Annotated in this window: 22 protein-coding genes; 6 read left to right on the top strand and 16 right to left on the bottom strand. The window is 70.6% G+C overall.

The features are described from left to right. Nucleotides 1-52: 52 nt before the first annotated feature. Both dapD and ABZY57_RS20280 read right to left on the bottom strand, forming a co-directional pair. Complete coding sequence (dapD, locus tag ABZY57_RS20285) at nt 53-1033, bottom strand: 2,3,4,5-tetrahydropyridine-2,6-dicarboxylate N-succinyltransferase (protein WP_243338420.1); 981 nt, start codon at nt 1031-1033, stop codon at nt 53-55. A gap of 9 nt (nt 1034-1042) precedes the next feature. Then, nucleotides 1043-2329, bottom strand: a complete 1287-nt coding sequence (locus ABZY57_RS20280) for an MFS transporter (RefSeq protein WP_356513777.1) — start codon at nt 2327-2329, stop codon at nt 1043-1045. Nucleotides 2330-2361: 32 nt separating this feature from the next. Here ABZY57_RS20280 and ABZY57_RS20275 point away from each other — a divergent pair, with 32 nt between their 5' ends. After that, complete coding sequence (locus ABZY57_RS20275) at nt 2362-3234, top strand: winged helix-turn-helix transcriptional regulator (protein WP_356513775.1); 873 nt, start codon at nt 2362-2364, stop codon at nt 3232-3234. Between the two features lie 84 nt (nt 3235-3318). Here ABZY57_RS20275 and ABZY57_RS20270 read toward each other — a convergent pair whose 3' ends face one another. Continuing rightward, nucleotides 3319-3867 (bottom strand): TetR family transcriptional regulator, encoded by a 549-nt coding sequence (locus tag ABZY57_RS20270; protein WP_356513773.1) that lies wholly within the window; start codon nt 3865-3867, stop codon nt 3319-3321. Nucleotides 3868-3975: 108 nt separating this feature from the next. After that, nucleotides 3976-4299 carry a multidrug efflux SMR transporter gene (locus ABZY57_RS20265; protein WP_356513771.1) on the bottom strand — a complete coding sequence of 108 codons (324 nt, stop codon included), beginning with the start codon at nt 4297-4299 and terminating at the stop codon, nt 3976-3978. A 150-nt stretch (nt 4300-4449) separates the two neighbouring features. Between ABZY57_RS20265 and ABZY57_RS20260 the strand changes: the two genes are divergently transcribed. Next, nucleotides 4450-6090 (top strand): hypothetical protein, encoded by a 1641-nt coding sequence (locus ABZY57_RS20260; protein ID WP_356513769.1) that lies wholly within the window; start codon nt 4450-4452, stop codon nt 6088-6090. Between the two features lie 249 nt (nt 6091-6339). Here the strand turns inward: ABZY57_RS20260 and ABZY57_RS20255 are convergent, their stop codons facing one another. The 9 genes from ABZY57_RS20255 to ABZY57_RS20215 form a co-directional block, all read right to left on the bottom strand. Next, nucleotides 6340-6684 carry a metal-sulfur cluster assembly factor gene (locus ABZY57_RS20255; protein WP_356513768.1) on the bottom strand — a complete coding sequence of 115 codons (345 nt, stop codon included), beginning with the start codon at nt 6682-6684 and terminating at the stop codon, nt 6340-6342. Then, the gene (gene sufU / locus ABZY57_RS20250; RefSeq protein ID WP_112449508.1) at nt 6681-7142 is read right to left on the bottom strand and encodes a Fe-S cluster assembly sulfur transfer protein SufU; all 462 of its coding nucleotides are present in this window, start codon (nt 7140-7142) and stop codon (nt 6681-6683) included. The genes ABZY57_RS20255 and sufU overlap by 4 nt, the downstream gene beginning before the upstream one ends. A 29-nt stretch (nt 7143-7171) precedes the next feature. Beyond that, the gene (locus ABZY57_RS20245; RefSeq protein ID WP_356513765.1) at nt 7172-8428 is read right to left on the bottom strand and encodes a cysteine desulfurase; all 1257 of its coding nucleotides are present in this window, start codon (nt 8426-8428) and stop codon (nt 7172-7174) included. Continuing rightward, nucleotides 8425-9192: a Fe-S cluster assembly ATPase SufC gene (gene sufC / locus ABZY57_RS20240; protein WP_356513763.1), complete on the bottom strand. Its 768-nt coding sequence runs from the start codon at nt 9190-9192 to the stop codon at nt 8425-8427. Before sufC ends, ABZY57_RS20245 begins: the two co-directional genes overlap by 4 nt. Before the next feature lie 7 nt (nt 9193-9199). Beyond that, a complete protein-coding gene (locus tag ABZY57_RS20235) occupies nt 9200-9517 on the bottom strand; it encodes a bifunctional 3-phenylpropionate/cinnamic acid dioxygenase ferredoxin subunit (RefSeq protein ID WP_356513761.1) in 318 nt (105 codons plus the stop codon). Beyond that, a complete protein-coding gene (sufD, locus tag ABZY57_RS20230) occupies nt 9517-10695 on the bottom strand; it encodes a Fe-S cluster assembly protein SufD (RefSeq protein WP_356513759.1) in 1179 nt (392 codons plus the stop codon). Before sufD ends, ABZY57_RS20235 begins: the two co-directional genes overlap by 1 nt. A 59-nt stretch (nt 10696-10754) precedes the next feature. Next, entirely contained in the window at nt 10755-12170 is a 1416-nt protein-coding gene (gene sufB, locus ABZY57_RS20225) for a Fe-S cluster assembly protein SufB (protein WP_250742310.1), read from the bottom strand. Continuing rightward, nucleotides 12167-12928: an ArsR family transcriptional regulator gene (locus ABZY57_RS20220; RefSeq protein WP_356513757.1), complete on the bottom strand. Its 762-nt coding sequence runs from the start codon at nt 12926-12928 to the stop codon at nt 12167-12169. Before ABZY57_RS20220 ends, sufB begins: the two co-directional genes overlap by 4 nt. 150 nt (nt 12929-13078) lie before the next feature. Further along, nucleotides 13079-13849, bottom strand: coding sequence for a formate/nitrite transporter family protein (locus tag ABZY57_RS20215; protein ID WP_356513755.1), 771 nt, complete (start codon nt 13847-13849; stop codon nt 13079-13081). A gap of 133 nt (nt 13850-13982) precedes the next feature. Here ABZY57_RS20215 and ABZY57_RS20210 point away from each other — a divergent pair, with 133 nt between their 5' ends. The 4 genes from ABZY57_RS20210 (at nt 13983) to ABZY57_RS20195 (ending at nt 17883) form a co-directional block, all read left to right on the top strand. Then, nucleotides 13983-14909 (top strand): ABC transporter ATP-binding protein, encoded by a 927-nt coding sequence (locus tag ABZY57_RS20210; protein ID WP_356513753.1) that lies wholly within the window; start codon nt 13983-13985, stop codon nt 14907-14909. Further along, on the top strand, nt 14906-15673 hold the full coding sequence (locus ABZY57_RS20205) for an ABC transporter permease (RefSeq protein WP_356513751.1): 768 nt from the start codon (nt 14906-14908) through the stop codon (nt 15671-15673). The genes ABZY57_RS20210 and ABZY57_RS20205 overlap by 4 nt, the downstream gene beginning before the upstream one ends. A 79-nt stretch (nt 15674-15752) precedes the next feature. Further along, nucleotides 15753-16889, top strand: a complete 1137-nt coding sequence (locus tag ABZY57_RS20200; protein ID WP_356513749.1) for a hypothetical protein — start codon at nt 15753-15755, stop codon at nt 16887-16889. Between the two features lie 25 nt (nt 16890-16914). Next, complete coding sequence (locus ABZY57_RS20195; protein ID WP_356513783.1) at nt 16915-17883, top strand: COX15/CtaA family protein; 969 nt, start codon at nt 16915-16917, stop codon at nt 17881-17883. Nucleotides 17884-17958: 75 nt separating this feature from the next. Here the strand turns inward: ABZY57_RS20195 and ABZY57_RS20190 are convergent, their stop codons facing one another. The 3 genes from ABZY57_RS20190 to ABZY57_RS20180 all read right to left on the bottom strand — a co-directional run bounded on the left by ABZY57_RS20190 (nt 17959) and on the right by ABZY57_RS20180 (nt 20613). Then, complete coding sequence (locus tag ABZY57_RS20190; RefSeq protein WP_356513747.1) at nt 17959-19092, bottom strand: amidohydrolase; 1134 nt, start codon at nt 19090-19092, stop codon at nt 17959-17961. A gap of 154 nt (nt 19093-19246) precedes the next feature. Beyond that, a complete protein-coding gene (locus ABZY57_RS20185; RefSeq protein ID WP_356513745.1) occupies nt 19247-19597 on the bottom strand; it encodes a hypothetical protein in 351 nt (116 codons plus the stop codon). A 68-nt stretch (nt 19598-19665) separates the two neighbouring features. After that, entirely contained in the window at nt 19666-20613 is a 948-nt protein-coding gene (locus tag ABZY57_RS20180; protein ID WP_356513781.1) for a heme o synthase, read from the bottom strand. Nucleotides 20614-20846 lie beyond the last annotated feature (233 nt).

The following is a 20846-nucleotide window of genomic DNA, read 5'->3' as shown; positions in this document are numbered from 1 at the left end:
CCTCCCACCCCGTCGGGGTGGGAGGGCACCGGTGCGACGTGACCGGGGTCGGTCAGTTGTGGCTGTGCAGGACCTCGTTCAGGCCGCCCCAGGCCGCCTTGTACGGGCGGGCCTCGACGGCGCCGGTGACCGAGTTGCGGCGGAAGAGGATGTTGTTGGCGCCCGAGAGCTCCAGGGCCTTGACGATCTGACCGTCCGGCAGGGTGACGCGGGTGCCCGCGGTCACGTACAGGCCCGCCTCGACGACGCACTCGTCGCCCAGCGCGATGCCGACGCCCGCCTCGGCGCCGATCAGGGTGCGCTCGCCGATCGAGATGATCTGCTTGCCGCCGCCCGACAGGGTGCCCATGGTGGACGCGCCGCCGCCGATGTCGGAGCCGTCGCCGACCACGACGCCCGCGGAGATGCGGCCCTCGACCATGGAGGTGCCGAGCGTGCCGGCGTTGAAGTTGACGAAGCCCTCGTGCATGACCGTGGTGCCCTCGGCGAGGTGCGCGCCCAGGCGGACCCGGTCCGCGTCGGCGATGCGCACGCCCTTGGGGGCGACGTAGTCCGTCATGCGCGGGAACTTGTCGATCGAGGTGACCTGGAGGTGCAGTCCCTCGGCGCGCGCGTTCAGGCGGACCGTCTCGACCTGGTCGATCGCGACCGGGCCCAGCGAGGTCCAGGCCACGTTGGCCAGCAGGCCGAAGACGCCGTCCAGGTTCTGGCCGTGCGGCTTGACCAGGCGGTGGCTGAGCAGGTGCAGGCGCAGGTACGCGTCGTGCGCGTCCAGCGGCTTGTCCTCCAGGGAGGCGATCACGGTGCGGACGGCTACGACCTCGACGCCGCGGACCGCGTCCTGGCGGATCGCCTTGGGCGCGGTGGCACCCAGCAGCTCCACGGCCTGTTCGGCGGTGAGGCGCTCGGTGCCGGCCGGGCCGGGCTCGGCGACCAGCTGGGGGGCGGGGAACCAGGTGTCGAGGACGGTGCCGTCGGCGGTGATGGTGGCAAGTCCGGCGGCGACGGCGCCGGTGGTACGCGTAGCAGTCATGCCCGAAACCTAACCGGCGACGGCCCGCGGTCGCGAACCGGTCTCATGTGCCGGGCGCGCGCGTCGCCGCGTCCCGCGCGACCCCATGATCAGGACGGTCCCGCCCGCGGCTGCGCCGAGCACCGCGCACAGCGGCCACAGCAGGCCCGGCGCGGCGGCGTACAAGGCTCCGCCGAGGGGTGCGGCGAGGACGACACCACTGACGGAGACGCCCGCGTACAGGCTCTGGAACCGGCCGATGGCATGCTCGGGCGACTCGTCCGCGACGTACGCGGTGGCGGTGGTCTTGTAGAGGATCTCACCGAGCGTGAGCAGCAGCATCATCGCCACCGCCGTCATCACGCCCACGCCGAGCGCCAGCATCGCGTAGCCGCCACCCACCAGCACGAGCCCGGTGCCGATGATGTGCAGCGGGGAACGCCGGCGCAGGGCCAGGGCGGCGGGGATCTCCAGGAGCATGATCACAGCGCCGTTGACCGCGATGAGCAGTCCATAGGCACGGGTGTCCAGACCGTGGTCGGCGAGGGCGACGGGGAAGGTCGTGTAGTGCTGCCTGTAGACGATGTCGACGACGACGATCGCGCCGAGCAGGACGAGTACGGCGGGCCGCGCGCGCAGCTCGCGCCACAGGCCCCCGCGGCCCAGACCCCCGTCCGGGGCCGCGGGAGGCGCGATGGCTGCCCCGGCCGGAACGACCCGGGCGGTCCAGAGGGCGAAGAAGAGGGTGCCGAGGCCGTCCGCGACGAAGAGCCAGTCGTAGGAGAGCCCGGTCGCGATGAGGGCCCCGATCGGTGAGCCCACCGCGAAGCCGGCATTGGACATGAAGCGGGTGAGCGCGAAGGCCTGGCGCCGGGAGCCTTCCGGCACGGTGACGGCGACCAGAGCGGCGTTGGCGGCCCGGATCACCCCGGAGGCGTACTGCGCGAGCGTCAGGACCGGGGCCAGCAGGCCGGTGGAGACGGCCGGCAGAGCGACGAGGGCGACTCCGCCGAGCGCGGAAGCGGTGAGCAGCACCCTGCGGTGGCCGAAACGGTCGCCGTACCAGCCGCCGGTGAAGTTCCCGGCGACCAGTCCGACGCCGCCGATGCCGACGATCAGGCCCGCCTGCGCGGCGCCGAGGCCGCGCGGGCCGGTCAGGTAGAGGAAGACGAAGACGAAGGTGAAGCCGACGACGGCGTTGACGAGGATCCCCGCAGCCAGCAGCCACACAACCCTCGGTACGTCCTTGAATCCCTGCAGCACACCCTTGCCCCCGCATCGAAGTGAGTTCCCTTTGGGAACTAACCATGTCAGCATGACAGCCTCGGGTCAACGGACAAGGAGTGCCCATGGCCCAGCGCACGCACCTCGACGACGCGGACTGCTCCATCGCCCAGGCCCTCGACGTCGTGGGCGACTGGTGGACGCTGCTGATCGTGCGCGACGCGGCACGCGGCGTGCACCGCTTCGACGATTTCCAGCGCGAACTGGGCATGTCGCGCAAGGTCCTGACGGAACGACTGAAGCTCCTGGTCGAGGCGGGCGTGCTGACCCGCGAGCCCTACCAGGAGCGCCCGGTGCGCTACGCCTACCGGCTGACCCCGCGCGGCCGCGCACTCCTGCCGGTCCTGGTCGCCCTCCAGGACTGGGGGGACACCTGGATCCTGGGAGAGGGAGAGATGACGGCGACGACGGACGAGACCTCGCGCGAGGCGGTACGGGTCCACGCGCTGCGCGGCACCCGGCTGCCGGAGCTGTTGCTGCCGGACCGTTTCGGCGAGCTCCGCGACCCGGTGGCGCAGACGCCGTTCACCGTCCTGTACTGCTTCCCGGGCGCGTTCGCCCGGTCCGAGTCCTACCCGCCGGGGTGGGGCGGGATCCCCGGGGCGCGCGGATGCACCCTCGAATCGTGCACCTACCGGGACCAGCTCGGGGAGTTCACCGCGGCCGGCGCGACGGTCCACGGGGTGTCGACCCAGCGGCCGGACGAACAGCGGGAGTTCGCGGAGGCCGAGCGGCTCCGCTTCCCGCTCCTCTCGGACGCCGAGCTCGGCCTCGTGGCGGCCCTGCGGCTGCCGACCTTCCGGGCGGGGGGCGTCAGCCGGCTGAAGCGGCTGACGCTGGTCGTGGACCGCGACCGGACCATCCGCGAGGTCTTCTACCCGATCCGGGACATCGAGGCGAGCGTGGCCGCCGCCCTGGCGGCGGTCCGCAGCGCGTAGCCCCGGGCCCGGCCGCCGCCGTGGCCGATCCCCGGCCGCACGGCCCGGGGTCACGCCCCGGCCCGGCCGCCGCCGGGGCCGCCTTCAGCCCCGCAGTACCCGCCGCAGGATCTCGCAGGCGTACGCCTCGTCGTACTCCGCCCCCGTCAGCAGGACCTGCAGGCTGATCCCGTCCATCACCGCCACCAGCGCCCGCGCCGTCGCCGGGTCCACCCGGTCTGCCAGCGCCGCGGAGACGGCCTCGCACCATTCGGCCGCCACGGGACGCAGCGCGGGGCGGCGCAGGGCGGCCAGGTAGAGCTCGTACTCCAGCTCCGCCCGCGCCCGATCCGCCCCGAGGAACTCGCCCAGCAGGACGGCCAGGGCTCCCGCGAGATCCGCACCCGGATCGGCCAGCGCCGCGGAGTCGGCCACCGCCCGGGCGAAGCCCTCGTTGGCCTGCCGCAGCGCCGCGACCAGCAGGTCGTCCAGGCTCTTGAAGTGGTACGTCGTGGAGCCGAGCGGTACGTCGGCCTCCGCGGCCACGCTGCGGTGGCTGAGCCCGGCGATGCCCCGCGCGCCCACCACCCGGATGGCCGCGGCGATGATCCGATCCCGCCGGTCCGGGTCGTAGCGGCGCACGGAGCCGGCCATCAGCGGGCGGCTCCCGTCACGGCGGCGGGCGACAGGTGAGGCATGCGTACGACAGTACACACGCGGTGCCCCGCCGGAATTCCGGCGGGGCACCGACGCGTCGTTCCCTCAGTGCGTGGTCCCGCCGAGGTTCAGCAGCACGACCCCGGCGATCACCAGCGCGATGCCGCCGATCTTCGCGGCCGTCGCGGCCTCCCCCATGAAGACCATGCCGATCGCGGCGATCGCGGCCGTGCCGACGCCCGCCCAGATCGCGTACGCCGTCCCGACCGACATCGACTTCAGCGTCTGCGCGAGCAGCGTGAAGGCGATGACGTACCCCACCAGCGTGATCAGCGAGGGCCAAAGCTTCGTGAAGCCCTCGCTGAACTTCATGGCGGTGGTACCGGCGACCTCGGCGGCTATGGCTGCGGCAAGCAGGACGTAGGGCATGCGTACAACCGTACACATCGATGGGTACGGCTGTACACATCGCGGTCTGGGCACATCGCGGTGGGCATCCGTGTGCGGGCACGCGTACAACCCTGGGCCACCCGCGTGAGTCTCGGTTGGCGTCAACGCATCGCATCAGGGGGGACACACATGAGGAAGCGCACGCTGGCCGTGCTGTGCACGGCCACCGCGCTCGCCGGCGCACTCGGCGCGCCGACGGCCGCCCAGGCGGCCGAGCAGTTCCCGAAGGGGTTCCATGCGTGGACCGACGAGACGCGGGTCTTCCTGGACTTCGGAACCGTAAAGCCGAAGGGCCTGAAGGTACACCTGCGCAAGGCGGGCACCGCCACCCGCGTCGCGACCGTCACCGAGTTCCAGTATCTGCCGGACGAGGACCCGTGCAGCCCGTCCTGCCAGGACGACCCGGGTGATTGGGGCATCGGCTCCGCGCCGCTGCGGCTGGCGGACCTCGCGAAGTACAGCGTCGACGTCGAGTACGCCGGCACCGCGGGCGAACGCATCCTGCACAAGAACAAGGCGACGATCGACTACCACCTGATCCCGAGGGTCACGGCCTTCGAGGTCATCGGCGACCCGGACATCGAGAACATGGCCGTGACCGTCAAGGGGGACGCGGTCACCGTCGACCCGCGCGACGACTCCCGCAAGCCGCTGCCCAACAGCCGGCTGATCGTGGAGACGAGCGCCGCCAAGACCCCCTTGACGACCGATGCCGCGGGACACGTCGAGGCGCCCTACACGTTCACGGGCACCGAGGAGAAGGGAGACAGCTATGAAACCATCCGGATGATCCTGCGCCCGGACGGCTCCGACAACGACCACGGAATGACCAACGAGGTCCAGATCGACCAGCCCTGGGCCAAGGTCACCCTCGACACCACCAAGGTGACCGGCCCGGACGGGACCACGGCGCCGGTGAGCGGCCGGGCCTCCTTCCGTGGACATGACGGCACGGACAAGCCGGTACCCGCCGGCATTCCCATGACGATGTCCGGGTCGCCCTTCAAGACGGGCGAGGGCGGCCGATTCACCGTCCAGGTTCCGATCGACGGAAAGCGCAGCCAGTCGATCGGCATCGTGGACTCGCCGTGGCTGAACGGCGCCGGGGCGTCCGTCGCTTCGGACCCCACCGCCAGTGCCGGGTTCCGCAACGCGCCCAGCGTCAGCCTCGGCTTCAACCGGACCGTCGGGATCTCCGGGGAGTTCAGGCGGTACGACGTACCCGCCGCCACCACCCTCACGGTGGAGGCCCAGTTCTCCTCGGACGGGGGCAAGACCTGGTCCACCCGGAAGACCGTGACCACTGCCGTACCGGCCGGGGAAAGCAGGTCCCGCGTCTCCGCGACGGGCATCGCGTACCCCGGGCCGGGCATCTGGCGGCTGCGGTATGCCGGCACCGCCGCGATCCCCTCGGGGTCGGCCGCCCCCTCCGGCCCGGTGCGGGGTTACAACACCGCCATACCCTCCTTCAACGCGACCCCGGAGCCGGTCAAGAAGGGGGCGCCGATCACCATCACGGGCAAGCTCGTGGCCGAGCAGTACGACTCACCGGACCTCCGGCCCGTGAGCTTCGTGCAGGTGGACGTCTTCTTCCGGGAGAACGGCAGCAGCACCTGGAAGGCGATGGGCGTCGCGTCGACCGACAACACCGGCACGTTCACGAGGACGTTCCCGGCGGACAAGGACGGCTACTGGATGGCCCGATACTCGCGGGACTCCTCCACCTACTTCCCCTCCCTGAGCCGGCAGGACTTCGTCGACGTCAAGTAGCCCGGGAGCCCGGCGCACCCGCCGCCCCACGGAAGCCACCGCGCGGCCACGGGACTTCCCAAGCCTTCGCGGTGACGGTGTGCGCCGCGACCGGGGGACGCGGCCGTCGAGAAGATTCGGCCACCCCGGCCAACTCCCGGTGCACGCGGGCGGTCCGCCGGGAAGACAGCGGACCCCCGGCACACCCGTGCCGGGGGTCGTCTGTTCACTCGGCCGTCGGACGGCCGTCGTTCTCGCGTCGGGCGTCGATCAGACGTTGAAACCGAGCGCGCGCAGCTGCTCGCGGCCGTCGTCGGTGATCTTGTCCGGGCCCCACGGCGGCATCCAGACCCAGTTGATGCGCAGTTCGCTGACGATGCCGTCCGTAGCCGACTTCGCCTGGTCCTCGATGACGTCCGTCAGCGGGCAGGCCGCCGAGGTGAGGGTCATGTCGAGGGTCGCGATGTTCGCGTCGTCGATGTGGATGCCGTAGATCAGGCCCAGGTTGACGACGTCGATGCCCAGCTCGGGGTCGACCACGTCGTAGAGGGCCTCGCGGACCTCTTCCTCCGTGGCCGGCTTGGTGGACGCCTCGGGTGTCGCGTTCTCGGTCATGCCGTCTTCCTCTCGGCGTCGCCCAGTGCCTGGGCGGTCGCGTCCTTCCAGGCCATCCAGCTCAGCAGAGCACACTTCACCCGGGCCGGGTACTTGGAGACGCCGGCGAACGCGACCGCGTCCTCCAGCACCTCCTCCATGGCCTCGTCGGGCTCCATCTTGCCCTTGGACTGCATCAGCTCCAGAAAGACTTCCTGGATCTTCCGCGCCTCGCCCAGCTCCTTGCCGACGAGCAGCTCGTTCAGTATCGACGCGCCGGCCTGGCTGATGGAGCAGCCCTGGCCTTCGTACGAGATGTCGGTGAGCGTCTCGCCGTCGTACTTCACGCGCAGGGTGATCTCGTCACCGCACGTCGGGTTGACGTGGTGCACCTCGGCGTCGCCGTCGCGCAGGCCTCGCCCGCGCGGGTGCTTGTAGTGGTCCAGGATCAGTTCCTGGTACATCGATTCCAGCTTCACTGCGCCCTCGTCGCCCTCGTCGCTTCGTCTTATCCGAAGAAGTTCCGTACGTGCTCCAGCCCGTCGATCAGTGCGTCGACCTCTGCCGGAGAGGAGTACAGATAGAAAGACGCTCGCGTCGTCGCCGGAATTCCGTACCGGAGGCAGACCGGGCGGGCGCAGTGGTGTCCCACGCGGACCGCGATGCCCTGCTCGTCCAGAACCTGGCCGACGTCGTGCGGGTGGATGTCACCGAGCGTGAACGAGATCGCGGCGCCGCGGTCCTCGGCCGTGGTCGGGCCGATGATGCGCAGGTCCGGGACCTCCGCGAGGCGCTTGATCGCGTACTCGGTGATCGCGTGCTCGTGTGCGGCGATCTTGTCCATGCCGATCGCGGTCAGGTAGTCCACGGCCGCGCCGAGGCCGACGGCCTGGGCGATCGGGGGCGTACCGGCCTCGAACTTGTGGGGCGCCGGGGCGTACGTCGAGGAGTGCATCGAGACGGTTTCGATCATCTCGCCGCCGCCCAGGAAGGGCGGCAGGTCCTCGAGCAGCTCCTGGCGGCCCCAGAGGACGCCGATGCCGGTCGGGCCGCACATCTTGTGACCGGTGAAGGCCACGAAGTCGGCGCCGAGCGCCTGCACGTCGAGCGGCATGTGCGGAGCGGCCTGCGAGGCGTCGATCAGCACCAGCGCGCCGACCTCCTGCGCGCGCCGGACGATCGCCTCGGTCGGGTTGACCGTGCCCATGATGTTGGAGACCAGCGTGAAGGAGACGATCTTCGTCTTCTCCGTGATGACCTCTTCGATGTTGGACAGGTCGAGCCGGCCGTCGTCGGTGAGGCCGAACCACTTCAGCTTCGCGCCGGTGCGCTGCGCGAGCAGCTGCCACGGGACGATGTTGGAGTGGTGCTCCATCTCCGTGATGGCGATCTCGGTCTCGCGGTCGACCCGGTAGGGCTCGTCCGCCCAGCCGAGCATGTTCGCGACCAGGTTGAGCGACTCCGAGGCGTTCTTGGTGAAGATCACCTCGTTGCGGCTCGGTGCGTTGATGAAGGCGGCGACCTTGTCGCGGGCGCCCTCGTACAGCGCCGTGGCCTCCTCGGCGAGCACGTGCACGCCGCGGTGGACGTTGGCGTTGTGCTGCTCGTAGTACTCGTTCAGCGCGTCGAGCACCTGGCGCGGCTTCTGCGAAGTCGCCGCGTTGTCCAGGTAAACGATCTTCTTCCCGTCGTGGACCACACGATCCAGAAGGGGGAAGTCCTTGCGGATCGCCTCGATGTCGAGGAGGCCAGGCAGCTGTGTCACGCGGTCGCGCCACCCTTCGTGCTGTACGACTCGTAGCCTTCGGCCTCCAGCTTGTCGGCGAGCTCGGCGCCACCGGACTCGACGATGCGGCCCTCGGAGAAGACGTGGACGAAGTCGGGCTTGATGTAGCGGAGGATCCGCGTGTAGTGCGTGATCAGCAGGGTGCCGACCTCGCCCGTGCCGCGGACGCGGTTGACGCCCTCGGAGACCTGGCGCAGGGCGTCGACGTCCAGGCCGGAGTCGGTCTCGTCGAGGATCGCGATCTTCGGCTTCAGGAGCTCCAGCTGGAGGATCTCGTGGCGCTTCTTCTCGCCGCCGGAGAAGCCCTCGTTGACGTTGCGCTCGGCGAAGGCCGGGTCCATCTGGAGCTGCTCCATCGCGGACTTGACCTCCTTCACCCAGGTACGCAGCTTCGGCGCCTCGCCGCGGATGGCGGTGGCCGAGGTGCGCAGGAAGTTGGAGACCGAGACGCCGGGGATCTCGACCGGGTACTGCATGGCGAGGAAGACGCCGGCGCGGGCGCGCTCGTCGACGGACATCTCCAGGACGTCTTCGCCGTCGAGGGTCACGGTGCCGCTGGTGATGGTGTACTTCGGGTGACCGGCGAGCGCGTACGCGAGGGTGGACTTGCCGGAGCCGTTCGGACCCATGATGGCGTGCGTCTCACCCTGCTTGATGGTGAGGTTGACGCCCTTGAGGATCTCGCGGGCGCCCTGCTCGGCCTCGACGGAGACGTGCAGGTCGTGGATTTCAAGCGTTGCCATGGATACCTCAGGACTCCTGGGTGAGGGAGACGAGCACGTCGTCCCCTTCGATCTTTACGGGGTATACGGGGACGGGGCGCGTCGCGGGCAGACCGGACGGCTTGCCGGTGCGCAGGTCGAAGGACGATCCGTGCAGCCAGCACTCGATCATGCAGTCTTCGACCTCGCCCTCCGAGAGCGAGACGTTCGCGTGCGAGCAGATGTCGTTGATCGCGAACACCTCCCCCTCGGCGCGGATGATGGACACCGGCGTGCCGTCGAGCTCGACCCTCTTGGGGGCGTTCTCCTCCAGCTCGCTCAGCGCACAGGCCTTGACGTAGGTCATCAGACGGACGCCTGCAGCTCGGTTTCGATCTTCGCGAGCAGTCGCTCCTCGATGTCGGCGACACCGATCTGCTGGACGAGCTCGCCGAAGAAGCCGCGCACGACCAGGCGACGGGCCTCGTCGGCCGGGATGCCGCGAGCCTGGAGGTAGAAGAGCTGCTCGTCGTCGAAGCGGCCGGTCGCGGAGGCGTGGCCGGCGCCGACGATCTCGCCGGTCTCGATCTCCAGGTTCGGCACCGAGTCGACCCGCGCGCCGTCCGTGAGGACGAGGTTGCGGTTCATCTCGTAGGTGTCGGTGCCCTCGGCGGTCTTCTCGATGAGCACGTCACCGATCCAGACTGCGTGGGCGTCCTGCCCCTGGAGCGCGCCCTTGTAGACCACGTTCGACTTGCAGTGCGGGGCCTTGTGGTCGACGAGGAGGCGGTGCTCCTGGTGCTGACCGGCGTCCGTGAAGTACAGGCCGAAGAGCTCGGCCTCGCCGCCGGGGCCCGCGTAGTTCACGCGCGGGTGGAGGCGCACGAGGTCTCCGCCGAAGGTGACCACGATCGACTTGAAGGTCGCGTCGCGGCCGACCAGGGCGTTGTGCTGGGAGCAGTGGACGGCGGTGTCGTCCCAGTCCTGCACGGAGACCACGGTGAGCTTGGCGCCGTCGCCGACGAGGAAGTCGACGTTGGCGGCGCGCACGCCGTCACCGGTGTGGTCGATGACCACGACGGCCTCGGCGAAGGCCTGCACGTCGAAGACGGTGTGGCCGAAGGTGGTGCCGCCCTCGCCGTGCAGCGAGACGCGCACGGGCTCGGTGAGCACCGCTTCCTTGGGCACGGTCACGACCGTGGCCTTGGCGAAGGACGAGAACGCCTGGGCGGCGATCCGGTCCACCGGGGTGCCGGCCTTGCCGACGCGGGCGTCGCCGCGCTCGACGGATTCGATCGTGACACCCTCGGGCGCGTCGATCTGGGCCTTCATGGTGCCGTTGGCGACCGCGGTGCCGTCGTGCAGGCCCTTGAGACGGGCGAGCGGCGTGAAGCGCCACTCCTCCTCGCGGCCGTTGGGCACGGGGAAGTCCGCCACGTCGAAGGACGGGGGGGCACTCATCCGGGTGGCGACGGTGGACTCGGCGGCCACCGCGATCGCGCCGGCGGTGGTCGAGCCCGCCGGAATGTTCTGAGCCTCAGCCATGGCTGTCGTGTTGCTCTCTTCCTTAAAGAATCTGCTGCGGGACGTCGGGCGGGCCGGGACTAACCGACCGAGCCCTCCATCTGCAGCTCGATCAGCCGGTTCAGCTCCAGCGCGTACTCCATCGGCAGCTCACGGGCGATCGGCTCGACGAAGCCGCGCACGATCATCGCCATGGCCTCGAACTCCGTCAGACCGCGGCTCATCAGGTAGAAGAGCTGGTCGTCGGAGACCTTGGAGACGGTCGCCTCGTGGCCCATGGACACGTCGTCCTCGCGGACGTCCACGTAGGGGTAGGTGTCCGAGCGGGAGATGGTGTCGACCAGGAGCGCGTCGCACAGCACGTTGGACTTGGAGCCGTGGGCCCCTTCGCCGATCTCGACCAGACCTCGGTACGAGGTGCGGCCGCCGCCTCGGGCCACCGACTTCGAGACGATGTTGGAGGAGGTGTTCGGCGCCATGTGGACCATCTTGGAGCCGGCGTCCTGGTGCTGGCCCTCGCCCGCGAAGGCGATGGACAGGGTCTCGCCCTTGGCGTGCTCGCCCATCAGGTAGACGGCCGGGTACTTCATGGTGACCTTGGAACCGATGTTGCCGTCGATCCACTCCATGGTCGCGCCCTCGTACGCCACGGCGCGCTTGGTGACCAGGTTGTAGACGTTGTTCGACCAGTTCTGGATCGTCGTGTAGCGGCAGCGGCCGCCCTTCTTCACGATGATCTCGACCACGGCGCTGTGCAGCGAGTCCGAGGAGTAGATCGGGGCGGTGCAGCCCTCGACGTAGTGGACGTAGGCGTCCTCGTCGACGATGATCAGCGTCCGCTCGAACTGGCCCATGTTCTCCGTGTTGATGCGGAAGTAGGCCTGGAGCGGGATGTCGACCTTGACGCCCTTGGGGACGTAGATGAACGAGCCGCCCGACCACACGGCGGTGTTCAGCGAGGCGAACTTGTTGTCGCCGACCGGGATGACCGTGCCGAAGTACTCCTGGAAGAGCTCCGGGTGCTCCTTGAGCGCGGTGTCCGTGTCGAGGAAGATGACGCCCTGCTCCTCCAGGTCCTCACGGATCTGGTGGTAGACGACCTCGGACTCGTACTGGGCCGCGACACCGGCGACGAGGCGCTGCTTCTCCGCCTCCGGGATGCCGAGCTTGTCGTACGTGTTCTTGATGTCCTCCGGCAGTTCCTCCCACGAAGCGGCCTGCTTCTCGGTGGAACGCACGAAGTACTTGATGTTGTCGAAGTCGATGCCCGAGAGGTCGGAACCCCAGTTGGGCATGGGCTTCTTGCCGAACAGCTTGAGGCCCTTGAGGCGGAGGTTCAGCATCCACTCCGGCTCGGACTTCTTCGCCGAGATGTCGCGGACGACCTCCTCGGACAGACCCCGCTTGGCGACCGCACCGGCCGCGTCGGAGTCGGCCCAGCCGTATTCGTAGGTGCCCAGGCCATCGAGCTCAGGGTGAGCAGTCTCCGTGGTCATGCGGGGTTCCTCCCGGCCGTACTTGCAGATACTGAAATGTCGGTCTGTGTGGCGCCTGCGGCACCGGCGCCGCTTCCGCTGCGCGGAATGAACGTCGTGCACACCCCGTCGCCGTGGGCGATCGTGGCGAGACGCTGCACGTGCGTCCCGAGCAATCGGGAGAAGACCTCGGTCTCCGCCTCGCAGAGCTGCGGGAACTGCTCGGCGACGTGCGCGACCGGGCAGTGGTGCTGGCAGAGCTGTTCACCGCTGTGCGGACCGGGAGCGCTCTTCGCCGTAGCAGCGTACCCGTCTCCGGTCAACGCCCTGGCAAGGGCCTCGGTGCGCTCCGCCGGGTCGGCCGCTTCCACGGCTTCGCGGTAGGTCTCCGCCTGTGCCGTCAGCCTGGCCTTCGCGAAGGCGGCCACGGCCGCCTCGCCCTGCTCCCCGCCCCCGGCGGCCTGCGCGATCCAGCGCATGGCGTCGGCGGCGAGCGAGTCGTAGGACTGGTCGAAGGCGTCCCGACCGCAGTCGGTCAGGGCGAAGACCTTGGCGGGCCGACCCCGGGTCCGCGCACCGTACACGCGCTGCTCACGGGGTTCGACGACGTCGTCGGTGACGAGCGTGTCGAGGTGGCGGCGAACGGCGGCCTGGGTGAGGCCGAGGCGCTGGGCGAGGTCGGCGACGGTGGAGGGACCGTGGTCCAGGATCGACCGCGCGACCCGGTTGCGGGTTGACCGCTCCCCGGTCGCGAGTTCGCCCTGGGGGGCCTCGCTCATCCGTTCGCCGTATTTCACAACGCCATTGTTGCGTAATTAGTCGGGCCCCGACAAGCCGTGATGGAGACCACCCCTGGTGGCCTCCATCACTAAGGGTTACCTAATTTATCCACGGAGCGTTATGTGGAAGTCGACACTCCGCACGGGGATTCACTGGCGCAGGGCCCCGCCGGTGAACCAGTAGACGGCTCCCACCAGCACACCTCCGCCCACGACGTTCCCCGGCACGGTGAACATCAGATTTCGGAAAAGATCACCGAACCCGGCTGAGCCATCCAGGATCGCGAGGCTGAAAACAGCCATGTTCGCTACACAGTGTTCGAATCCGACGGCAACAAAAACACCGACCGGCAGCCACAGGACGAAAATCTTGGCGGCATCGCCGCGCGCCCGGGTGAACATCCAGATGGCCAGGCAGACCAGCATGTTGCAGAGGACCGCGCGCCAGAACAGCTGCCCGCCGCCCAGCACCGTCTTCCCGTGCACCATCTCGGTGAGCATGGACCGCGCGGAGGGCGAGGAGGCCACGCCCGAGGCGTGCACCATCGCGCCGAAGGCGAAGGCTCCGACCAGGTTTCCCGCCAGCGAGAGCGTCCAGGACAGGAACAGGTCCCTGGGGCCGGTCCGCCCGGACAGGGCGCCGACCAGCATGACCATCACATTGCTGGTGAAGAGCTGGGCGCCGGCGAACATCACGATGGTCAGGGCGATCGGGAAGACCGCGCCCTCCAGCAGCTTCACGGCCGGCGAGCCCTTGGCGACGAACGGCGAGATCGCGACCAGGAGCAGCACCTCGCCGACGGCGATGTAGGCGCCCGCGAGCATCGCCGACACGAAGTAGCGCGGGGGATGCCCGAGGTCATGGGCCTTGTGCTCGGCCTGGCCCGAGGTGGCTTCGAGGTTCTGAGCGATGCTGTTCACCCTTCGACGCTAGGGTCCGGCCGCGTCCCGAGGCGGACGATAAAGTCACGAATGCGCAGGTCCGTGACCCTGGGGAGGCGGGACCTACGGCCCCACCCCGGTCACCTCGCGCGGCTCCGTAGACTCACTCCCCATGAGCAACGACCCCGCCGTGGAAATCCGCGGACTGGTGAAGCGGTACGGCCCCAAAACAGCGGTGGACGGCCTGGACCTCACCGTCCGGAGGGCCTCGGTCACCGCAGTCCTCGGTCCCAACGGCGCGGGCAAGACGACCACCGTGGAAACCTGCGAGGGCTACCGCCGCCCCGACGCCGGATCCGTCCGCGTCCTCGGCCTCGACCCCTTCACCCAGGCCGAGGCCCTGCGCCCGCGCATCGGCGTCATGCTCCAGTCCGGCGGCGTCTACTCCGGCGCCCGGGCCGTCGAGATGCTGCGCCACATGGCCAAGCTCTACGCCGACCCCCTGGACGTCCCCACCCTGGTGGAACGCCTCGGCCTCGGCGGCTGCGGCCGCACCCCCTACCGCCGGCTCTCCGGCGGCCAGCAGCAGCGCCTGGCCCTCGCCATGGCCGTCGTCGGCCGCCCCGAGCTGGTCTTCCTGGACGAGCCGACCGCGGGGCTCGACCCGCAGGCCCGCCGCGCCACCTGGGAACTCGTACGGGAACTGCGCGCCGACGGGGTCTCGATCGTCCTCACCACGCACCACATGGACGAGGCCGAGCAGCTCGCGGACGAGGTCGCCATCGTCGACGCCGGCAAGGTCATCACCCACGGCACCCCCGAGGCGCTGTGCCGCGGCGGCGCCGAGAACACGCTGCGCTTCACCGGCCGCCCCGCGCTCGACGTCGGCTCCCTGCTGAAGGCCCTGCCCGACGGCACCCAGGCCGCCGAGCTCCTCCCCGGCGTCTACCGGGTCACCGGCGACGTCGATCCCCAGCTGCTGGCCACCGTCGCCTCCTGGTGCGCGCAGCACGGGGTGATGCCCGACAGCCTCTCGGTGGAGCGGCACACCCTCGAAGACGTCTTCCTGGAGCTCACCGGTAAGGAGCTGCGCGCATGAGCGCCGGTACGTTCACCCCCCACCCGGGGGCCGCGCCCGTGTCCCGCATGATCCTGGCGCAGACCGCGCTGGAGACCCGGATGCTGCTGCGCAACGGGGAGCAGCTCCTGCTGACCGTGATCATTCCGGCGCTGCTGCTGGTGCTGTTCTCGGCGGTCGACATCATCGACGTGGGCACGGGCAGGTCCGTCGACTTCCTCGCCCCCGGGATCCTGGCGCTGGCCGTGATGTCCACCGCCTTCACCGGCCAGGCCATCGCCACCGGCTTCGACCGGCGCTACGGGGTCCTCAAGCGGCTCGGGGCCTCCCCGCTGCCGCGCTGGGCGCTGATGGCCGCAAAGACGCTGTCCGTGCTGGTCACCGAGGTGCTGCAGATCGCGCTGCTGACGGTGATCGCCTTCGCCCTGGGCTGGTCCCCGCACGGGAACCCGCTGTCCGTGGCCCTGCTGATCCTGCTCGGCACCGCCGCCTTCTCCGGGCTCGGCCTGCTGATGGCCGGCACCCTGCGGGCGGAGGCCACGCTGGCCGCCGCCAACCTGGTCTTCCTGCTGCTCCTGGTCGGCGGCGGGGTGATCGTGCCGCTGGACAAGTTCCCCGGCGCGGTCCAGTCCGTCCTCGGCCTGCTCCCGATCTCCGCGCTCTCCGACGGGCTGCGCGAGGTGCTCCAGCACGGGGCCGCGCTGCCCTGGGGCGACGCGGCGATCCTGGCGGGCTGGGCGGTACTCGGCCTGGGTGCCGCGGCGCGCCTGTTCCGCTGGGAGTGAATCTCCTCCCCCGAACGTTGCCCTGGCAGGAGGATGGGCGCCTCCACAGGGGAGCGCACCACAGACGCCGGGGGGCGGCATGGCGCAGCGGGAGGCCGTTCTGCGGCTGGACGAACAGTGGGCACGGATCCGGTCGGGCGCGGCGCACGCGGAACCCGCGGAGGCCGACGCCCTGCTGGCCGAGCTGATCGGAGCCCTGCGCGAGCCGGCCCGCGCCGACGCCGAGTGCGCGGCACGGCTGGGGCTGCGCCTCGGCGACCTGGCGGCCCGCCGGTTCGCCGGCGGGGACCGGGCGGGCGCCCTGGCCGCCATCGAGGAGGGGCTGCGGTTCTCGCAGCAGGCGGCCGGACACGCAGCCGAGTACGCCCGCTGGTACGCCCGGGGTCTGATCAACCAGGGGGTCTGGCTGTCCTGGCCCCTCAGCGACGGGGAGCGGCTCCCGAAGCACCCCCTGGGCCCCGCCTCCGAGAGCGGCCCGAGCGTCATGGAGCGGGCCGCCGGTGAGCGGGCCCGGGACCTGACGCACGGCGCGGTGGAGGTCTGGGCGGCCCTGGACCAGGAGGATCCGGTCAATCAGCGGGGCCTCGCGCAGGCGAAGGTGTTCCTCGGCGACCGGCTCGCGGAGCTGGGCCTCGCCGAGGAGTCCGTGGCCTGGGCGGTCGACGCGGAGGGCTCCTTCCGGCGGCTGCTGCTCGCCGATCCCGGCTCCGCGGAGTCCCAGGAGGCCGAGGAGGCCCTGGACCACATCGGCCGCCAGCTCGAACTGCGGCTGCGCTTCCTGTCCTTCGCCTCCCTGGCCGGCCTGCGCACCCGCGGGCTGCTGCCCGAACGGCTGCTGCCCCAGGCCGTGGTGGCCGCCCGGATCCAGGGCGCCCCCGGGGCGGAGATCGCCGTACGGCTGGGCCTGGACCCCGACCAGGTCCACACGATGCTGGAGGTCACCCCCTGGGTCGCGGTGTGGCGCGTCGAGGTCCGCGGCCCCGACGGGCTGTGGAACGTACAGCCACATCCCTGGCACAGCGGGGCGGAAGTGAGAAACAGGACGGCCGAGGACGTAGGCGCCGAATTAGTGCGCGGCTTCATGACCTCGGCCGACTACCCGGGCGAGGCCGCTCATTGGCGGATCCGCGTGTGGTGGCATGAGGAGGGCGACCCCGCCGGGGCCCGGTTCCGGCTGGCCATCGGCCCCGACGGTGCGACCGGCACCCCCTCGTGAAACTTTGCACAAGTGTCCGCGTACGATAAGCGCCGTGTTGACCCCCCTCGCATATCTCGCCCGCCGCTGGACGCCGTCACCCCGGACCGTCCAGCGGGCCGCGTTCGCAGCGGTGCTCATGAGTGTCGTCATCGTCGTCACCGGCGGCGCGGTGCGGCTGACCGGATCCGGTCTCGGCTGCGACACCTGGCCCAAGTGCACGGACGACAGCCTGATCGTGACCCAGGAGCAGGGCTTCCACGGCGCCATCGAGTTCGGCAACCGCATGCTGACGTACGTGCTCTGCGCGGCCGTCGGCTGGGCGATCACCGCCGCCCGCTGCGCCAAGCCGTGGCGCCGCTCGCTGACCCGGCTCGGCTGGCTCCAGTTCGCCATCGTGATGGGCAACGCGGTCCTCGGCGGCATCACCGTCCTGACCGGCCTCAACCCCTACAGCGTGGCCGGGCACTTCATGCTCGCCACCTCGCTGATCACCGTGACGACGATCACCTGGCAGCGCACCCGCGAGGGTGACGGCCCGGCCCGGCCGCGCGTGCCCGCTCCCGTACGCAAACTCTCGTGGGCGCTGCTCGCGGCCACCGTCGTGCTGATCGCGGCGGGCACGGTGGTCACCGGTTCCGGCCCGCACGCCGGGGACAGCAGCGAGATCAAGCGGATGCCGTTCGACTGGTCGGCCACCGCCCACGTCCACGCGGTCTCCGCGTGGGTGGTGTGCGCGCTCGCCGTCGCGATGTGGCTGGTGCTGCGCGTGGTCGACGCCCCCGTGGACACCCGGGCGCGCGCCCGCGACCTGCTGATCGTGCTGCTCGCCCAGGGCGGCATCGGCTACGTCCAGTACTTCACCGAGGTGCCCGAGGCCCTCGTGGCGGCCCACATGTTCGGCTCCTGCCTGGTGTGGATCTCGGTGCTCCGGGTGGTGCTGAGCCTGCGCGAGCGCCCGTCCGAGGAGGCCGGGCTCCCGTCCCAGGACGACGCCCGGCTCGCAGCGGTCTGACCTGCGGGGGGCGGGCCCGCTCGCCGGACCCGCCCGTCGGCTCCGCCCGGCAACTCCACCCGGCAGGCCCGTCCGTCAGCCCCGTTCGTCCAGTCGGTAGACGCGGCGGGCATTGCCCGCCGCGACCATCGCCGCCACCCGCTCCGCGTCCCGCCAGGACCAGGAGCCGTCGGCGACCCAGCCGCCGAGCACCCGGCCGAGCGCCTCCCGGAAGACCAGCGCGCCCACCGCGTGCAGTTCGGGCAGTTGCCGTCCGCCGCCGGAGAACATCAGCTTCCCGAAGGGCGCGGTCTCCAGGCACTCCGCCAGCACGGCGGCCGCCCGCGCCCCCGTGCTCCCCAGCGCCGCGCCGAGGTCGGCGTGGACGTGCGGGAAGGCCGCGGCCAGCCGCGCGGCCTGCCGGTGGTGGGGGTACCCGCCGAGCAGGACCAGCCGCGCCCCCGGGCCCCCGGTCGCCCTCAGGAACCCGGTCAGCCGCTCCGGCTCCCCCCACTCGCCGCCCGTGTGCAGTTGGAGCGGCAGCCCGGCGGACACCGCGCTCCACGCCAGGTGCCGCAGGAGTACGGGGTCCCGTACGGCCCCGCCCTTGGCCCGCGCGGCCAGCCAGCGCCCGGCCGCGCCCCGCACCTCGCCCGGACCGGGCGGCTCGGGCGCGGCTTCGAGGGCCGCTCCCCAGGCCCGGGCCGCTGTCATCTCCCCCGCCCCGGCTCCGGTCCCGGCGCCGCAGGTGAAGGCCACGGCCCCGGCGGCGGCGTGGTGGACCGCCCCCGCGAGGTTGGCCAGGAAGGCGGCCACGGTCCCGGAGGTGTCTGCCGCCTGCTCGGCCAGCAGCTCCGGCCGCACCAGCTCGAAGGCCTCCGCCTCGCCGGCCAGGGCCAGTTCCTTGGGCCCGGTGAGGTCCCCGGGCATCCCGGTGTCGACGAGCCGGGCTCCGACCCCGCAGCCGCGCAGCAGTCGGCGGGCCGACTCGGCGGCGCCCAGCTCGCGCCGCCGGGCGAGGTAGCGGACGGGGGCGCAGTGCGGTTCGAGCCCGAGCAGCGGCGGGCACCAGCGGCGCACCGCGAAGCCGGTCTGGGTGTCGAAGAAGGTGGTGCCGGCGGCGGGTGGGCCTGCCGAGGGGACGAGCTGGGCCTCGAAGGTGGCGAGGCCGAGCTCCGTGCGGAGCACTCCCTGGCAGTACTGGTCCACCAGGGGCGGCGTTTCGATCATCCGGGCATCCCGTTGCGGACGTGAGGAAGGGGCTTCCACACGTCCTAACGGGTGAGCGGGGTGTGAGGTGTTGCTCGTGCTGTTGACCGAGCGGGCGACGCGGAAATGATCAAGCCAATGTTCGAGCCAAGATCGACCGGGTCGGGCGGCCGGGTCAGGCGGCCGGGTTCGCGGTTCCGCCGAGCTGCATGCCGGCCATCCGGGACCACTCGTACGGCCCCGTCCGCACCCGCGCGGCGAACTCGCCGTCGAACTCCTCGTGGAGGGTCAGCCCGGCCTTCTCGGCCGCGAGCCGCGCGGTGTCGTGCGCCGGGGCCACCAGGTCGCCCCATCCTCCGTCGGTGCCGACGAGGACGATCCGGGTGCCCGCCTGGCCGATGTACGCGAGGTGGCCCTCGGCGCCGCCGTGCTGCTTGGCGAACGCGCCGATCTGCTTGGCCAGCTTCGCGACCGTACGGTCCTGCTTCTTGTCCGCCGTGGCGGCGGTCTCCTCGGTGTCTGCCATGGGCAGCATGCTACCGGCGAGTAGTGAAGGGAGGAAGCACGAACCGGGGACGCTTCGACGAGGAGGCGTCAGCGGAGGAAGGGATCCACGGCGACGGCGACGAACAGGAGGGACACGTAGGTGATCGACCAGTGGAACAGCCGCATCTCCTTGAGCTTCGCGCCCGTCACGCCCGACTTGGCGCGCGCGTTCAGCCCGTGCGCCTCCCACAGCCACCAGCCGCCGGCCACCAGGGCGACCGAGGTGTAGAACCAGCCGGTGTACCCCAGCGGGGTCAGCAGCAGCGAGACCGCCACCATCACCCAGCTGTAGAGGACGATCTGCTTGGCCACGGCCTTGTTGCCCGCCACGACCGGCAGCATCGGCACGCCGACCCGCGCGTAGTCGTCCTTCACCTTCATCGACAGCGGCCAGTAGTGCGGCGGTGTCCAGAAGAAGATGACGAGGAAGAGGATGACGGCGGCCCAGGAGACCTCGTTCTTCACGGCCGACCAGCCGATGAGCACCGGCATGCAGCCCGCGATGCCGCCCCAGACGATGTTCTGCGAGGTGCGCCGCTTCAACAGCATCGTGTAGACGACGACATAGAAGAGGAGCGCGCCGAGCGCGAGCGCGGCCGAGAGCCAGTTGATCAGCAGCCCGAAGAACAGGGTGGACCCGATCCCGAGGGTGATGCCGAAGACCAGGCATTCGCGCGGGGTGACCATGCCGGTCACCAGCGGGCGTCCTGAGGTCCGGTCCATCAACGCGTCGATGTCGCGGTCGATGTACATGTTCAGCGCGTTGGCGCCACCCGCGGACAGGTAGCCGCCGAAGCAGGTGGCGAGGACCAGCCACAGCGAGGGCACGCCCTGCTCGGCGAGGAACATCACCGGCACGGTCGTGATGAGCAGAAGCTCGATGATCCGTGGCTTGGTCAGTGCCACGAAAGCCATGGCCCGGGCCCCGAACGGCCGGTGGTTGGGGCTCGTCCCGAGCACCCCCGCTGGACGGGATTCGACGGCCGTCACGCACACCCCTGACAGAGAATCCAGCAAGCTCCGACGTGAACCTTTTAAACATGAAGGTCCCGTAAAGGCTTGCGCGTACCACGCCACTCTAGACGTAGCCATTGGCTCGTCCTGCGCGGGGGTCGCCCCGTGTTGGTCCGATCGGCGCCGAGACGTCACGCGTGGACCGCGGGTACTCGAATAGCTGCACGCTGTGGCGGGGGTAGGCTCGGAATCGCGCCGGTGCACCGTTCGTCACC

Source organism: Streptomyces sp. NPDC006450, from assembly GCF_040612195.1.
Classification (GTDB): Bacteria; Actinomycetota; Actinomycetes; order Streptomycetales; family Streptomycetaceae; genus Streptomyces.
This window is presented reverse-complemented; position numbering and strand designations above follow the sequence as displayed.

Coding starts and splice junctions, on each gene's coding strand:
- sufC (WP_356513763.1), bottom strand. CDS start 9,192: ATGGCAACGCTTGAAATCCACGACCTGCACGTCTCCGTCGAGGCCGAG.
- ABZY57_RS20185 (WP_356513745.1), bottom strand. CDS start 19,597: ATGGCAGACACCGAGGAGACCGCCGCCACGGCGGACAAGAAGCAGGAC.
- ABZY57_RS20265 (WP_356513771.1), bottom strand. CDS start 4,299: ATGCCCTACGTCCTGCTTGCCGCAGCCATAGCCGCCGAGGTCGCCGGT.
- ABZY57_RS20235 (WP_356513761.1), bottom strand. CDS start 9,517: ATGACCTACGTCAAGGCCTGTGCGCTGAGCGAGCTGGAGGAGAACGCC.
- ABZY57_RS20220 (WP_356513757.1), bottom strand. CDS start 12,928: ATGAGCGAGGCCCCCCAGGGCGAACTCGCGACCGGGGAGCGGTCAACC.
- sufB (WP_250742310.1), bottom strand. CDS start 12,170: ATGACCACGGAGACTGCTCACCCTGAGCTCGATGGCCTGGGCACCTAC.
- ABZY57_RS20255 (WP_356513768.1), bottom strand. CDS start 6,684: ATGACCGAGAACGCGACACCCGAGGCGTCCACCAAGCCGGCCACGGAG.
- ABZY57_RS20275 (WP_356513775.1), top strand. CDS start 2,362: ATGGCCCAGCGCACGCACCTCGACGACGCGGACTGCTCCATCGCCCAG.
- sufD (WP_356513759.1), bottom strand. CDS start 10,695: ATGGCTGAGGCTCAGAACATTCCGGCGGGCTCGACCACCGCCGGCGCG.
- ABZY57_RS20210 (WP_356513753.1), top strand. CDS start 13,983: ATGAGCAACGACCCCGCCGTGGAAATCCGCGGACTGGTGAAGCGGTAC.
- dapD (WP_243338420.1), bottom strand. CDS start 1,033: ATGACTGCTACGCGTACCACCGGCGCCGTCGCCGCCGGACTTGCCACC.
- ABZY57_RS20205 (WP_356513751.1), top strand. CDS start 14,906: ATGAGCGCCGGTACGTTCACCCCCCACCCGGGGGCCGCGCCCGTGTCC.
- ABZY57_RS20200 (WP_356513749.1), top strand. CDS start 15,753: ATGGCGCAGCGGGAGGCCGTTCTGCGGCTGGACGAACAGTGGGCACGG.
- ABZY57_RS20260 (WP_356513769.1), top strand. CDS start 4,450: ATGAGGAAGCGCACGCTGGCCGTGCTGTGCACGGCCACCGCGCTCGCC.
- ABZY57_RS20270 (WP_356513773.1), bottom strand. CDS start 3,867: ATGGCCGGCTCCGTGCGCCGCTACGACCCGGACCGGCGGGATCGGATC.
- ABZY57_RS20280 (WP_356513777.1), bottom strand. CDS start 2,329: ATGCTGACATGGTTAGTTCCCAAAGGGAACTCACTTCGATGCGGGGGC.
- ABZY57_RS20190 (WP_356513747.1), bottom strand. CDS start 19,092: ATGATCGAAACGCCGCCCCTGGTGGACCAGTACTGCCAGGGAGTGCTC.